Raw genomic sequence first — 16,394 nt, forward strand, 5'->3', positions numbered from 1 at the left:
AGGTAATTTAAACTACATCAGGATTACATGAAAGTGTACTTTTCGGGCGAACAATTCTTCTCCCCTACCAAAAAGAAAGAGATTCCTAGCTACGATTAGAAGGATACAGATAATAGAATAACTAATAACCGTTTACTACTGTTTACGGAACTCGCTAGGAGAAACACTGTAGAACTCCTTAAATTGACGGCTGAAATGATTCGGATTGCAATACCCCAGTTTGTATGATATTTCAGATGAGGTGAGATCGGTGGACAAGAGCAGATGCTTAGCATTGGTCATCTTAATATTCAGTATAAACTGAGAGGGTGTTTGATCTGTCAACCGCTTGATATTCAAATATAATTGAGTACGGCTAATGTTTGTATGCTGTACTAGTTGATGAACCGAAAGATCGGGGTCGGTGAGGTTTTCATTTATATATTCGGTCAGCTCCTTTATAAATATCTCATCTGCATTATTAACCTCTGTCTTATCGATAGTTAACTGATTGAGACCGGAATAATAATCGCGAAGAACATTTTTTCTTCTTAATATATTATCGAGCCGCAATATCAATTCCTGAATATTAATTGGCTTTTGCAAGAATGCATCCGCTCCCGATTGAAATCCCTTCATCCTGGCCTCGCCGGATAGCTCGGATGTGATTAGGAATACTGGTATATGCTGAGTCTTCGGATTGCTCTTCACTTGACGGCAGAAGTCATATCCATCCATTTCGGGCATATATATATCGCTGATAATAAGATCCATATTCTGAGATTTCAATAACAACAGAGCCTCTTTGGCGGTGGATGCTATCAATACATGAAAATAGTCTTGTAATTTCTTTCGAAGCATTTTCCGTGTATCGCTGTCATTATCAACTATTAGTATCTGAAATTTCGTTGAGCTGGTTTCGTTGAACAGGTTAGTTTGTTCCTCTATATACATCGTATTATCTATAATCTGATCGACAATATTATTTCCGTTAGACGACGTGCTAATCTCCATTTTATCATCTTGGCTAATAGGTATCCTCACTCTGAATATATTCCCCTCGTTTTCTACAGCCAATACCGACAGTTCTATATTCAGCAGTTTGGCAATACTATTTACAATAGCCAGACCTATACCGCTATTGGGATAAGTACTGGAAGTATCTGTACGATAATAAGGCTCAAAGATGATGGTTTTTTGCTCATTGGAGAGACAAGCTCCACTATTGAAAATATCGATAACTACAACGTTTTCTTCTCTTTGTATTTTCAGATAGCACCTCCCTCCTTGCTGAGTATGTTTGAATGTATTACTCAACAAATTGCCGACCAACATTTCCACCTTGTCGGCATCAAACATCATAGGGAGAGAGTCTATTTCGGTTACAAATTGATGATCTATTTCCTTATGTTTATATAGCGGAGTAAAGGCCTCATAAATACCTTCGACAAAAGTTATTATATCGTATTTCTTTATCTTTATCGAAGCATGCTGAGACTCCATATTGCGGAAATCCATCAATTGATTGATCAGATATTCGAGACGTTTTACATTCCGCTTGAAGATATTGCTGTCGCTATCCGGCTCGTTATTAGTAGGGATTATTTCGTTTTGGAGTGTCGAGATAATGGCTAACGGTGTTTTGAATTCATGAGAAATATAAGTAAAGAAGTCTAACTTCAAAGAGTTCAATCTGGTCAATTCGTCTTGTTTGCGTTTAGCTTTGTTGATTATTTCTTTCGTTTGCCGCTGCCTCTTAACAAATCCACTTATAAGCCATAAAATACCAGATAATAGGATGATGTATAATACAATCATATACCAACTAAGCAGGAATGGAGGCCTTACATTTATTTCTATCTCCTTTGTAGCCAAAGTTTCTCCATCTTCTGTTATTAATTTTATATGAAGGATATATTTTCCTGTTGAAAGACCGGTAAAAGTAATTTCGTTTGATGCCGGATTTACCTCATACCAATCACTGTCAAGATTTTCGAGCATATATACACACTTGTAGGGAATACCCTCATCAGGAGTGAAGTCGATGCTGGAAACGAGGAATGAAATGAAATTTTGATGGTTATTGAGAGTTATTTTCTTCGTGTTATTTATATGCTTTTCCAATATATCCGATTCTCCCGGTATAACCGAGTTTTTGAATAGACGGAAGTCTGAAATATAAAGTTCGGGGGGCTGTTTGTCTTGTATAACTATATCTTGAGGACGAAAATTAATTAACCCATCTGTCGTGCCAAAGTAGATAACTCCATCTTTGTCAATATAAGAAGACCTTACATTAAATTCATTCTCTCCCAGTCCCCAAGCCAAATTTATTCTTCTCACTTTTTTTCCCAGCGTAATTCGGAATATTTCATTACCTGAGGTCAACCACAGATTTTGACTATTATCTCCCTGAATGTTGGAAATGCTATTATAGAGCATCTTTTTGTCTGAAATATAAGTGGCGAGAGTGTCATTGTCAAATAACAAAATTTCCCCTTTGGCCGTACCAATCCACAAACGACCTTGCCTGTCTACATAGCTACACTGAAACTGATTGTCCTGATATTGCGGATAATTGAATTTTTCGACTTTACCCGATTTTCTGTCGAAACGAAAAAATGAGTACAGGTCTGTTATATAAATATAATTTCTATATTGGTAAATGTCCGAAAATGCATAATCTTGGGATGTAGCACCTACTATATTGGAGAAAATATTTTTGCCATACATATATACGTCTACACCTTTGTTGCTGGCAACAATCAGGCTATCGCTATTGAGTGAATATAGGGCATATACTTTGCTACCGACAAGCGATGTCTGATCGTTTTGCTGATTGATATAATGAGTTATATTTCCACCCGATCCAATTTTGTATAACCCTGTGGATAGCGATCCGGCCCAAACATTATCCATCCCATCCAATTCAAGAGAAACAATGTTGTCATTTATTTGAGCATTACTATGGTTTATATGCTTTATCAGTTCTCCTTTTGCATCCAGAAGACTTATTCCCATGCAATTGGTTCCTACCCAAAGACGATTGCTTTTATCTTTTACGATACCATTGGCTGTGACGACCCCCGTCTTTTTACTGAAGTCGGCAAGATTACTGAACTGTATATTGGAGTTTAGTTCTTTGATATAAAAGAATCCTGTAAAAAAGGTTCCGAGAACCATATTCTGATCTTTCGTCTTATATATATTTGTTATAGTTGTGGTCAAGGTTATATTATAGCTATTCTCAAGCATATAGTTTTTGAAATAGTTGTTGCTATAGTCATACACAGCTATGCCGCTATTGTGCCCAATCCATAGGCGGTCGTATCTATCCTCATTTATACTGCCGATATTCTCTACTTCGTTAATATTATAGGCCGACACCAAGTTTTCTTTTCTGAAATCATCAAAAGCTCGATTATACCGATAAAGCCCATCTTTTACAGTACCAATCCATATCGTTCCTTTCGAATCGGGGTATAAGCAGATTCCTATCAATGGAGAATGGTCGGAACTCGTAAGTTTATAAGATTTTATAATATTGAATTTTGCATCTATCTTATAAACCATTTCGCGATGCAATGCCCACATAGTACCAAATTTGTCTACACTCATTATATGGTATGGCACATTCTTTTTTATCAAACTCAGCTTCCCATCATCGAAACTATAAATAGAACCATTGGCTACAAGTATAACCTGATCGTTGTACCGAAAAATAGATGATGTATATTCTATATCCTTTTCTTCACATGTTATACGCGAAAATGTTCCTAAATCATAATTATATGCTTCTACATATCCTTGGGTTCCAATTAGCATTTCCTTGCCTGTATCATACAGCGAATAGATATACGAACCCGAATATCGCTGAATAGTAGTAAGATGATTACTATCGTATATATTCAAGCCTTTGGCTGTTCCTATCCATATACGCTTATAGATATCATCTGATATAGAGGTCACATTATTATTGACTATGCCATCATTTTTGCTAATATGGATATAGTTCTTTATCACGTCATCTACTTGAGCCGATAAGCAAATAGTGAGACAGAAAAAGAAGAGCGTAATGCAATTTCGGGAAATTATGATCTTCATGTAAGTAGGTTAAATGAACAAAAATGCATTCTTACTTATAACCCGACTAAAAATCGGAAAAGAGAATTAAAAACAGATATTGTATGTACAAAATCTTAGCACTAAAGATAGAATATAGATTCGGAATACATAAAACACATTTATATATATTTGTTTAGAGTAGATGCATATTTGTTTATTTTACACATACCCCTATATTACACTTAGTTTTATATATACTTTTTATACTCATAGGTATAGAGTATAGGGCGTTATGTAAATACATTTGTTTCCGAAGCTTAGAGAAAACTCAAGTATACATTATAAAAAACTTTAGAGTAGATATAATCATGAATAACAAAAAAAACAGGATTGTCCTGACCGTTTTTTTTCTTTTAGCCGGCATATCTATCCATGTAAGTAGCCATACTATAAAGGTTTCGGAATATGGTATTCGACCCAATAATAAAGAAAACTCAATCCCTCTTTTAAAAAGACTTTTAGAAGATAACAAAAATCACAAATCACTAACATTGATATTCGAAAAGGGACGATATGATTTCTATGCAGACCCAGTCAGGCAGAGTAATGACAAAGCTACAATTGCATTCGATTTGGAGCTGATGAAAAATGTTACGATAGACGGAGACAGTGCCGATTTTATCTTTCATGGAAAAGTAATGCCTTTCTATATCTATAAGTCCAGTAATATCCATCTAAAGAATTTCAATATAGATTGGGACCGTCCATATAATTCTCAAGCTAAGATAATAAAAACTATAGACGAATATATGGATGTGATTATTGACAAAAAGGAATATCCTTACGAAATAGTGAATGACTCTATTTGGTTCTTGGGCGAAGGATGGCGCAAGGGAATTGTACCTCAATACACCAATCTGTATGATGAAGATACGAAAAATATTATTTATCAAACTCGCGACCGTCCCTTGGGAAATGATCTATACAATGCCAAAGTTAGCTGCTTAGGTGAAAATGTGGTTCGCTTTCATTTCAAACCGTTGATAAAGCCCAAAAACGGAACGATAGTTGTGTTTTTCCACGGGACATATATTACAAATGGAATAGAGGTGAAAGAAAGTATCGACACCAAGCTGGAAAATATAAACATATATCACACTCTGAGCTGCGGTGTACATGGATATAAGAGCGAAAATATCAGCCTGCTGAATGTGCATATCATAAATAATGATACTAAAGGCAGAGCCTTTAGTACCATAGCCGATGCAACGCACTTCAACGGATGCAAAGGCCATATCCTCTTCGATAATTGCTCGGTGAGTGGTGCGGGTGACGACTTTATGAATATACACGGAATGTATGCCAAAGTCTCAAAAATACTAGACAGTAAGACTGTCATGGTTGCCTCTAATGGAAGATATATAGGCTTCGACCCCAAAGCGAATGCATGGGCTTTGGATTCTGCTACAATGCAGCGTAATTATAAGCTAAGAGTGATGACACAGCATCCTCAATATGATGAAAAAAACAAACTGGAAGGCTACATTCTTACATTCGACCGCTCGATAATAGGAAAAGTAAAAACAGGTGATCTTCTGGAAAATAAAGACCGCACCCCTACCCTTACTGTTCGCAATTGCAAAATGCAAAAAAAGAATCGTGCACGATCGATTTTAGTAACAACACCGGCGAATATACTCATCGAAAATAATTACTTCAGTTCTGCCGGAGCTGCCATTCTCATCGAAGGAGATACAGATTTGTGGTTCGAATCGGGTGCTGTAAAGAATGTGGTTATCCGAAACAATGTATTCGAGGATTGTTATACATCGGGGAATAATATTCTAGACAATCCATGGGGATGGGGCGAAGCCGTTATATCTATAACTCCTTCAGTTCGTCCATCAGGAAATGATTTTCCTGCATATCATCATAATATACGTATCGAGAAGAATATTTTTAGACATTACGACTATTCTATTCTATTTGCCCGTTCGGTCAATAATCTTAGCTTTATTAACAATGAATTAATAAAGACTAGCACTTACCCTCAATTCTATCGGAAAACAAATTTGTATCTCGATGGTTGTCGCAAAGTAAAGGTTGGAGGCAATAGATTCTCTAACGATTTTCCGGGGAAAAATATTACGATAAAACACATGCGTCTTACGGATATTTCTCAATTCGGAATTAAATTGACAATAACAGAAGATAAATAAATGATATGAAAAGAATATTACTTTCAATTCTATTTCTTTTAACCATGGTGATGGCTAAAGCAACAGATATAGACATAATTCCCTATCCGCAATCTATAAAAATGAAAGATGGCATTTGCAATTTAGCTCCTGGCTTTAATATTAAAGGAGAAAAGCAAAATCAAGATTATCTGAAGAATGTACTCATCTCAGATTTTGCTCTATCACCCAATACCATAGGAATTGCTATAGAGCTAAAGATAAGTGGTAAAATAGATAGGAATAACGAGGCGTATCGGCTCACGATATCTCCAAAGAAAATCAAGATCGAAGCTTCTACTCGAAATGGTATCTTTTATGGTATCCAAACCCTGAGGCAATTGATAAAGGATAAGCAATGTCCATGTTTAGTTATCGATGATAAGCCTGCGTTCCAATGGCGTTGCTACATGCTTGACGAAGCCAGGTATTTTCAAGGAAAAGAAACCGTAAAGCAATTACTGGACGAAATGGCCTTACTCAAACTCAACAAATTCCATTGGCATCTGACCAACGATTCAGGTTGGCGTATCGAGATAAAAAAATATCCTCTTCTGACCGAAATAGGATCTGTACGCGATAGTTCGCAAGTAAACAATAATGGCAAAAAATGGGCTAGCGAAATTTTTGATGGCAAAGTTCATAAAGGCTTTTATACTCAGGAAAACATAAAAGAAGTCGTCGATTATGCGAAGAAGCTATACATCACTATTATCCCCGAGATCAGCATGCCGGGCCATGCTTCGGCGGCAGTTGCAGCTTACCCTTGCTTGGGCACATTGAATGAAAAGATAAAAGTTCCCGAAAAATTTGGAGTCCTACAAACCGTATTCAACCCTGCTGATAGCCGAGTAATCGGTTTTTTGCACGATGTTTTGAAAGAGGTCTCCGCCCTATTCCCCTCAGATGTAATCCATATAGGAGGTGACGAAGTGAAATATGACCAATGGATAAACTCGCCGAAAGTGACCCGATATATGAAAGAATATAACTTAACCACATATAGCGATGTACAAGTAAAATTTACGAACGACATATCCAATTTCATAGCTGATTCGTTGGGCAAACGTATGATGGGCTGGAATGAAATATTAGGAGCTAATGTACACGATTGGTCTACAGCCGAAAATGCCAAAACAGAGCTATCACCACAAGCTATCATTCATTTCTGGAAAGGAACTCCCGAAAATCTGTATGAAGCAATCAGAAGAGGCTATCAGTTGGTCAACTCTAATCACGAATATACATATCTGGATTACACCTACGAACTGATAGACCTGCCCAAAGCATACAGCTTTAACCCAGCGCCGGATACTTTTACAGCGAAACAAAAAGAGCAGATATTAGGATTAGGCTGCCAAATGTGGGGAGAGTGGACTCCATCAAAAAAGGAAGTGGAATATCAAACTTATCCACGTATAGCTGCATATGCCGAAGTTGGCTGGACTAGCAACGATAGAAAGAACTATGATCGGTTCGAAAAAGGATTAGATTTTTTTATTAGCAGATGGCATAATAAGGGGTATAATATCGCTCCATTATCTGAAGTAAATTCGAAAAAATAAATATAAGGTATGAATAAGGTTTTAGCGTTAATAATTTACGTTTGCGCGAGTCTGGCTGCTTCTTGCTCACAAAGGGTAACTGTTGTAAAAATACCACTCGATGGCAGAAATGATTACACGTATATTGTTTTAGAGGTTCTGCAACAAAATAAAACAGGGAATCTGCTTCTTGAATTCGAAAAAGGAGTGTATAATTTCTATCCCGAAAAGGCAAAAGGAATGTTTGTCAGCGTTTCGAATAACGACAATGGATACAAAAAGATTGCCTTCTATCTCAATGAAATGAAAAATGTCGAAATCAGAGGAAATGGCACTGAATTTTTGTTTCATGGATCAATTGTGCCATTCTACATCAATAGATGCTCTGATGTGTCTGTTTCGGGTATTAATATCGATTACAATACTTCATTTATACTCGAAGGTAAGGTTGTGGCAAACAATCCGATCAACAAAAGTATCGATATAAAATTAAGGGGAGATATCAAATATGAAGTAAAAGGAACACGAATGTTTTACAACGGTTACGACTGGTCTCAACCATTAGGGCAAAATATTGTTTTCGACCCAACAACAAACGCTCCCTACTACTATACATCTAAATACCTACATCTCGACTGGAAAAGAGAACTCATAGCGCAGGATTTGGGCAATCATACTATCCGTCTCTCTGGTTTTGATGCGGTCGAAGTACCACCGATTGGTTCAATCTACATAGATAAAGGCCCATACAAGAAAAACAGAATAGTGCCGGGCATAATATTGCATTCATCGTCTGCCATCAACTTATCCAACATAAATATTTATATGGCAGGAGCAATGGCTCTCATTGGAGAGAATACTGAAAATGTGACTCTGAAAAAATTCAATGTAAAATTGCGTGAAGGCTCGGGGCGTTATATATCAGCATCGGCTGATGCTACGCACTTTGTGAATTGCCGTGGAACCATCCGGTTCGACGATTGCATCTTCGAGAACATGCTGGATGATGCTACCAATGTGCATGGAACATATATGATCGTAAACGAATTTCTGTCGGATGATTGCATTGCCCTACAATTCGGACACTTGCAGCAAGAAGGATTCTCATTTGCTTCAATCGGCGACACGCTACAATTGGTGGATCGTACGAGTCTATTACCGGTGAGCCGATTCGTTGTAAAGGAAGTAAACATTATAAATGATGACTATTGGACAATCCGATCTGAAACGCCATTGCCCTCAGTCGGCAAATCTATGCATCTGGCCGTAGAAAATCTAACAAATACAGCATCTTTAGTGATGCAACGCTGTACAGTGAAAAATAACAGGGCGCGGAGCATATTAATATCTACGCCAAAACCGGTTTTGATAGAAGACAACTATTTTGATTCGATGATGGCAGGAATCCTTATTGCGGGCGATGCCAACTCTTGGTTCGAATCGGGATATGTAACTGATGTCGTCATCCGAAACAATACATTCGTGAATATGGGCAAAGGTGGTGAAGCGCCACAATCCGTATTGCAAATTTCGCCGGAAATACCCAAGTCCGAAAGATCTAAAGGCTACTATCATGGAAAAATTGTATTCGAGAACAATCTGATAAAAACATTCGATTCGCAGGTCATATATGCCCTGAGTGCGAACGAACTTATAATAAAAAACAATAAGTTTGTAGAAACTAATGATTACAAACCGATCTTTGAAGGTTTATCATTTATAGACGTTCAAAACTGTAATAGTGTATCTATTGAAGGCAATTCATTCGAAGGTAATCGAGATGTAGAGGTAAGTGCTTCGGAATGTAAAAACGTTGTTCTGAAGAAGCAAAAAGGTTTCAAAAAAGATATTGTGAATAAACCCAATAGGTTCTTTTACCAACAATAATAACTAATTATGAAGAAAACCATATATACAATCACGATTGCTGCTTTAATATTATTTTCGGCATGCTCAACTAAATCTGTAACTAACAAACATTTCACCCCCGGCGCAATATGGTTGGACAACAACAATATACATATCAATGCGCACGGAGGAGGTATTCTATTCGATAATGGTGTATATTATTGGTTTGGAGAGCATAAAACCGAAGGAGAAAATGGCAATTTGGCTAATGTAGGAGTACATTGTTATTCATCTACGGATTTGTATAATTGGACAGACGAGGGCATAGCTTTGGCTGTAATGCCTTCCTCGTCGGGTAGTGATATAGAGGAAGGTTGTATTCTCGAAAGACCCAAAGTAATAAAAAACAAAAAGACAGGAAAATATATAATGTGGTTTCATCTCGAGCCTAAAGGAAAAGGATATAAAGGTGCTCTGAGTGGTGTTGCTATAAGCGATAATGCAACAGGGCCGTATATTTATATAAAAGCTGTGCGCCCTAATGCGTCTCATTATCCATTCAATGCTTTGGATATGCATAAATTGGATAGTCCAGCTCTCAATCTGAGTTTCGATGGGGGAAGCTTACCCGGAAATGTAGATACGCTCAATATATTAGGAAGAGATATGAAAGAAGGACAGATGGCTCGCGATATGACTTTATTTGTTGACGATGACGGTAAAGCCTATCATATCTACTCTTCTGAAGAAAACAGCACTTTACATATTGCCGAGCTCTCGGATGATTATTTGTCTCATACAGGCAAATATGGAAGATTCTTTTCTGGACACTTCATGGAGGCTCCGGCAATGTTCAAGCACAAAGGCAAATATTATCTGATGATGTCGGGATGCACCGGTTGGAACCCCAATCAAGCACGTTCGGCCGTATCGGACAATATATTCGGAGAATGGAAGGAATTGGGAGATCCCTGTATAGGAGATACAACACAAACGACCTTTCATTCGCAAAGCACCTATATTCTACCAGTTCAGGGTAAGCCTGACACCTATATCTATATGGGTGATAGATGGAATCCAAAAAATGCGATAGATGGAAGATATATATGGTTACCCATTACATTTGAGGGAGACCGTTTCACGATCAGATGGAATGATAAATGGAAAATAGAAGAGTAATGAAATACCTATATCAAGTTTTTATAGTTGCCTTATTGCAGTTGGCATTACCGCAAACAATAGATGCTCAGGACAAAATAAAGATTGGAGTACTGACAAATGGAGAAGGCTGTAATATTAATTGGACAACCTACTTGCCCAAATTTGATATAGTTGATGCCAGCGTCAAAAGTTTCCTTGTTAGTCAACAAGGCTGGGAATTGGACAGAAGGCTTCTGCGAGAGAAACCAGAATTCTGTATTCTATACGGGGGACTGCCTGATATACTTTTGCAGCTTTCGGTGAAAGATATATTGGGAGCATACAAATATTTATGCTCTGAGATGATAAAGAACAATATTAAGCCAATTATAATAGCTACGCTTCCTGTAAGAAATCATGTAGCTATCAACTCCTCTATATATCAACTGAACAGAGAATTACAATCTTATGCAGCGCAAAACGAAATATACTATTATTCGGCAGACAAGGGGCTGGCTCATGAAGGAGAATTACTCCCGGAAATTTCGAATGATGGATTTATGCTTAATAATAGTGGTCTCTCACTATTCGCTAATAATATAGCTTCATTTATAGATGATGTTATTGCTCTGAAAGAAAACAGGCTTATTCCTCTGTCTACCGCACACAACCTAACCAGTAGTGCTATTGACAATATAATGAAAAACTCTCAATCAGAAATAAAAATTGTGATGCTGGGAAATTCCCTTACAGCAGGCGGAGGAAATTGGAATGCCCGACTGAATAGAAACGATACTCATAATGCTGGTCAAGGAGGATATACAACAGGACAGATGCTATGGCATATGGATAGAACTGTTATTAATACGCACCCCAAAATATGTTTTGTGATGGCAGGCATAAATGATTTGTTCAACAATATAGCACCCGATGTTATATATCAAAATCAAATACAGATCATTAATAACTTAATAAAAAGCGGAATAAAACCTGTGATACTACCAACGCTTTATACACACAATAATCCATCTTTAGCTCAAAAGATAGATTATATCAACAACAGGATAGTTAGCTATTGCGAAAAAGAGGATATTGATGTAATCAATTTGAATCCTATCTTAGCTTCAGAACAAAGCCTAAAGGCTGAATATACAACAGACGGCACACATCTCACCGAAGCTGCATATCTCATATGGACAAAAGAGTTGTTACGCTATCTTGCAATCAAAGGCATAAAGTAATTGTAAAACATCATTAGCTAATAAAAGTTTCAATAGTTCTTCTCCTTTGACTATATTTATGTCAAACAGAGGAAGTACATCTAATCGCTTCATGGTTTATTTTTTTATCTTATTTACTGCTATTAAAGTTTTGTAGCCGATAATATTTTCAAAATCTTTTCCGAGCATAATCATACCACCTTTAGTACCAATAAAGAAGATCGCAACCATATCGGCTCTGCTGAACAAGTCAAAATAATAGCTAATTTTGTAAGAATAATAAAAACATTGAAACCCGAAATACGTTATTTCTGTGATCCTGTTATGGGTGATATTGACAAACGGCAGTACATGGGATCGGATGTTCCGAAATAGACAAACAGTACTGAAAGCGATAAATTATAATTCCAGTTCGGAAATAAAACCATTTGACATTAGATAAAAAAGGATTAGAGACATATGTGTAAAATAAAATTTATTCGTACTGTAGGGCTTCTTGTTATAAAAAATGACAAGCTGCTCCTAGCATATAGTAATAATAAAAGAGCATGGTATTTGCCCGGAGGAAAAATTGAGACTGATGAATTACCTCAACAATCTTTAGTGAGAGAAATATGGGAAGAATTAACTCTCAAAATAGATGTTAAGTTGCTAAAATTCTATTGCCATATTACTGCGCCCGCATATGGTGAAGAGGAAAATCTGATAATGGAGCAAGATTGTTATTTATACGAACTGCACGAAAATATATCGCCGAATAATGAGATCGGAGCTATTAAGTTTTTTGATAGTTATAGCTATGAACAGGAACCTGCACAAGTTATAGGTGTACTTCAGATATTTAAAAGACTAAAGGCTGATGGATTAGTAATCTAAAGAGAGGTTCCTGACAGAAAATATTGTTCTTATAAAGAGATAAATTTACTAAATACAATATATTCTAATCGACAGCCTCACACTTCTCTCTGACTACGGTATGTCCCCAGTTGTTTATAGCTTCGAGAGCAGGCACGAAGGTATGTCCAAATGGAGTGAGTTTGTATATAACTTTTATTGGAGGCTTTTCTCCATATACAGTTCTTGATATCAATCCCACTTCTTCCAGTTGTTTCAATTGGAGGCTCAATGTCATCTCGGTTATATCCGGCATTTCCTTTCGCAATTGGCTATAACGCTTTTCTCCATCTTTTAAATAATATAATATCACTACTTTCCACTTTCCTCCAATCATATCCATTGCCAAACTGACTGTGCAATGATACATTTTTCCATTAAATTCAATATTCTTTGCCATATATCCAACCTATCCATTATGATAGTTATTGCAAAGATAAATTACTATAATTAGTTTTGCAACTAAAATTATTATAGTATGGCATTACTTATTTTAGCTCATCCCAATTTTAATAAATCGATAGCAAATAAAACTATTGTAGAACGATTGCAAAAAAGTAATTTGGATATAGAAATTCGAAACTTGCACGCTCTTTATCCTGACTTTAGTATTGATGTGCAAGCCGAACAGGACGCTTTGTTGAGGCACAATACAGTCGTGTTTCAGTATCCATTTTACTGGTACAATATGCCTGCAATCTTAAAGCAGTGGTTTGACTATGTATTTGTTCATCAGTTTGCTTATGGTTCACAAGGTGACAAACTAAAAGGCAAGAATTTTGTACCGAGTTTTACCGTAGGTGCATTTGAAGACCAGTATAGAACACTTGAAAAGCATCATTTTCGGGTTTTAGAATTTTGTAAAAATATGGAACAGACAGCATATTTTGCACAAATGAATTACATTGACCCTGTATATTTTCATGGAACATCCGGTGTGTCCGGTTATGGTGAGTATGAAATAAAAGACAGGGCTGAAAGACATGCTGAAAAACTAATATCTCTATTATCTGAAATACAGTAAAAAAGTTTAGCAACTATATGCAAAATAGAGAATGACTCTTGTCAGGTCTATTGCTTAAATCACATCTCATAGTGTAATAGAAAGCAAGTCAAGTAAGAGATATAAAGCTTCAATTATTATTATAGAAAAAGTAATTAAAAATAATCAGAAAAATACGGTTGATTATCTGGTATTATTTGTTCTAGGACTTCAACGATATCATTATCTGCCTGAAGTCGTTCAATCCGATGCAGATATGAAGGACTACGATACGACATAAGCATAGTTGTCAATGTTTGAATATCGAGATATACAGGCTTACCTACAGCTTCACTTGTATGAGTAAGCCTGTCTTTATCATTTTTAACTAAGCCAAACGCTCCCCTATTCCATTCTGCAATCGAATCGGAAACTACAAAGTGGAAAGGAGTAAATACATCCAGGTTTTTAAACGGAAAATTATTAAGAAATTCAATCACATCAACTATTCTAGCCATATAATAAGGTTCGATTGTCTCTTGTATCTGTCCATCATCCAAAAAGAAGTGAAGAGGATCATTCTTGTATATATTTCCTTGTACCTCTTCTATCATTGAGTAATGAGCATAGACAAAATTCCATAGGCCTATTCTTGCTTCTTGATTTAGATATATAATATCTTTGATATGAAATATATCTTCTTCTATCCAATATAAGATATATCCTTGCGGAATGTCATCTTTATCATAATAAACAGCCGCGGTTCTTTCCTCTTCATTTTCCCATCTCCAATATTCCTCCCACTCTTGTGTAGCTCGTATTAAAGCCCCGTGGTTGCTCCGTGCAAATTTATCATAGACCGAGATTACATCCGGATGGTTAACAGATAATCTTTCAGCAAAGCCTTTTACCGCAATGTTTTTGGGTATCTGGCTATCTTTTATTGTAAAAGTCAAATGATCGGACATTATCTCCCACCCTTTACGCCGATAATAAGGGATAGAATAGGGATACAGATAAGAGATCCATTGTCCTTTATTTTTCATTATTTGTAGACCTGATTTTATGAGATCATTCATCAAACCAAGGTTTGCATATTCAGGATATGTGCCTACTCCTGTTAACCCTCCCATTGAAAATATTTTTCCATGAATATTTACTTGACAGGGATAAATGCATAATTGAGAGATTAGCTGATCATCATTAAACCATCCAATAACATCTGCATTCTTGAGAATGGGACGTTTAGACTTTACAATCTCGCCATCCTTATATCCACTTTGCAGGATATCGTTATTAGTTACCTGAAATACATAACGCAACAGTTCATTAAATTGGTCTATATATTCTAAGCCAAAAGGTTTTAAGATTAAACGCTCCCTTATTTTGTTTCTTTCCATAACTGGAATTATGTTATTTATACAAAGATCTTAAGTCTTCTTATTTAACAGGATACAGAAAAAAAATGTTTACATTATATCTACACTGTAAGAGGACAAAAATAAATAAATATTCCGATCTCTTTCCTTTAAACTTAGCCTAATTAGCCCATTCTGCATTTACTAATATCGGAAAATGATCTGATGGAAATTTACCAATATTATAAGTATCAGTTAACATTCTCCATCTTTTTGTCTTAAAGTGTTTACTGAAATAGATATGATCCAATATTTCGTTGTTGCTTATAATAGCTCTATCTAAATTGTCTAATTCTTCAAGAGGCTTTCCCCAAGCATTATATGACGAGTTATTGGCATACCGTTGTTCAACATCATAATAGGTATCTCTTAACACTCCCGAGTTATTAAGAAGCTGAGCCCAAGAACTATCCATTCCTCCATTTAGGTCTCCCATAAATATCACGGGATTATCCCCTACTATTTGTTTGATTTTTGTCAATATCAATTTACTACTTTCGTTGCGTGCATAATCTTTTTCATAATCATAATGAGCACTGAAAACGAAGAAGCTCTTACCTGATTTGATATCCTGTAATTCAACCCATGTACAAATACGATTGCAACAAGGAGCATTCCAACTTTTAGAAGGTACATCAGGGGTTGCAGACAACCAGAAGTCTCCATTACTCAGTAATCTGTATTTGTCTGTTTTGTAAAATATTGCGGAATGCTCCCCTTGTCCGTTACCATCTCTTCCCTCCCCGTAATAATCATAACCGGGTAGAGCAACTTTCATATCCTTTAATTGATTCGGTAAAGCTTCCTGAGTTCCAAAGAAATCAAAATCGTGATACTGTACTAACTTAGCAATATACGGAAAGCGATCTTTCCACATATTACCCACATCGGATGAATTGTCATTTCTAACATTATACGTTCCGACATTAAATTTTTGTGCATTTAGAGTAAGGGCAGTCATGAATAATACTGCACTAATAAAAATTTGTTTCATTATTAAATTAATTTGAGAATTAAAGGTAATAAGTAAATATAATTTCTTGATGATATATTCTCAGATTATAACT

At 36.2% G+C, this 16,394-nt stretch carries 11 protein-coding genes; 7 read left to right on the plus strand and 4 right to left on the minus strand.

Annotation, left to right across the window (positions count from 1 at the left end; genetic code table 11):
• Positions 1-135 precede the first annotated feature (135 nt).
• The gene (locus E4T88_RS13465; protein WP_135106272.1) at positions 136-4,083 is read right to left on the minus strand and encodes a hybrid sensor histidine kinase/response regulator transcription factor; all 3,948 of its coding nucleotides are present in this window, start codon (positions 4,081-4,083) and stop codon (positions 136-138) included.
• A 329-nt stretch (positions 4,084-4,412) separates the two neighbouring features.
• Here E4T88_RS13465 and E4T88_RS13470 point away from each other — a divergent pair, with 329 nt between their 5' ends.
• The 6 genes from E4T88_RS13470 (at position 4,413) to E4T88_RS13495 (ending at position 12,909) form a co-directional block, all read left to right on the plus strand.
• Positions 4,413-6,263, plus strand: a complete 1,851-nt coding sequence (locus tag E4T88_RS13470; RefSeq protein ID WP_135106274.1) for a right-handed parallel beta-helix repeat-containing protein — start codon at positions 4,413-4,415, stop codon at positions 6,261-6,263.
• A gap of 5 nt (positions 6,264-6,268) precedes the next feature.
• On the plus strand, positions 6,269-7,846 hold the full coding sequence (locus E4T88_RS13475) for a beta-N-acetylhexosaminidase (RefSeq protein WP_135106276.1): 1,578 nt from the start codon (positions 6,269-6,271) through the stop codon (positions 7,844-7,846).
• Between the two features lie 9 nt (positions 7,847-7,855).
• A complete protein-coding gene (locus E4T88_RS13480; RefSeq protein ID WP_135106277.1) occupies positions 7,856-9,712 on the plus strand; it encodes a right-handed parallel beta-helix repeat-containing protein in 1,857 nt (618 codons plus the stop codon).
• A gap of 9 nt (positions 9,713-9,721) precedes the next feature.
• Positions 9,722-10,852 (plus strand): glycoside hydrolase family 43 protein, encoded by a 1,131-nt coding sequence (locus tag E4T88_RS13485; RefSeq protein ID WP_135106279.1) that lies wholly within the window; start codon positions 9,722-9,724, stop codon positions 10,850-10,852.
• Entirely contained in the window at positions 10,852-12,054 is a 1,203-nt protein-coding gene (locus E4T88_RS13490; RefSeq protein WP_167755461.1) for a GDSL-type esterase/lipase family protein, read from the plus strand. The genes E4T88_RS13485 and E4T88_RS13490 overlap by 1 nt, the downstream gene beginning before the upstream one ends.
• Before the next feature lie 438 nt (positions 12,055-12,492).
• A complete protein-coding gene (locus E4T88_RS13495) occupies positions 12,493-12,909 on the plus strand; it encodes an NUDIX hydrolase (RefSeq protein ID WP_135106283.1) in 417 nt (138 codons plus the stop codon).
• A gap of 64 nt (positions 12,910-12,973) precedes the next feature.
• Here the strand turns inward: E4T88_RS13495 and E4T88_RS13500 are convergent, their stop codons facing one another.
• Entirely contained in the window at positions 12,974-13,327 is a 354-nt protein-coding gene (locus tag E4T88_RS13500) for a winged helix-turn-helix transcriptional regulator (RefSeq protein WP_135106284.1), read from the minus strand.
• 78 nt (positions 13,328-13,405) lie between these two features.
• Between E4T88_RS13500 and E4T88_RS13505 the strand changes: the two genes are divergently transcribed.
• Positions 13,406-13,951: an NAD(P)H-dependent oxidoreductase gene (locus E4T88_RS13505; RefSeq protein WP_135106286.1), complete on the plus strand. Its 546-nt coding sequence runs from the start codon at positions 13,406-13,408 to the stop codon at positions 13,949-13,951.
• A 134-nt stretch (positions 13,952-14,085) separates the two neighbouring features.
• On the opposite strand, the gene E4T88_RS13510 is transcribed toward E4T88_RS13505, so the two are convergent.
• Entirely contained in the window at positions 14,086-15,309 is a 1,224-nt protein-coding gene (locus tag E4T88_RS13510; RefSeq protein WP_135106288.1) for a GNAT family N-acetyltransferase, read from the minus strand.
• Positions 15,310-15,448: 139 nt separating this feature from the next.
• Positions 15,449-16,321: an endonuclease/exonuclease/phosphatase family protein gene (locus E4T88_RS13515; protein ID WP_135106290.1), complete on the minus strand. Its 873-nt coding sequence runs from the start codon at positions 16,319-16,321 to the stop codon at positions 15,449-15,451.
• Positions 16,322-16,394 lie beyond the last annotated feature (73 nt).

Origin of the sequence: Dysgonomonas mossii (assembly GCF_004569505.1) — a bacterium.
Classification (GTDB): Bacteria; Bacteroidota; Bacteroidia; order Bacteroidales; family Dysgonomonadaceae; genus Dysgonomonas.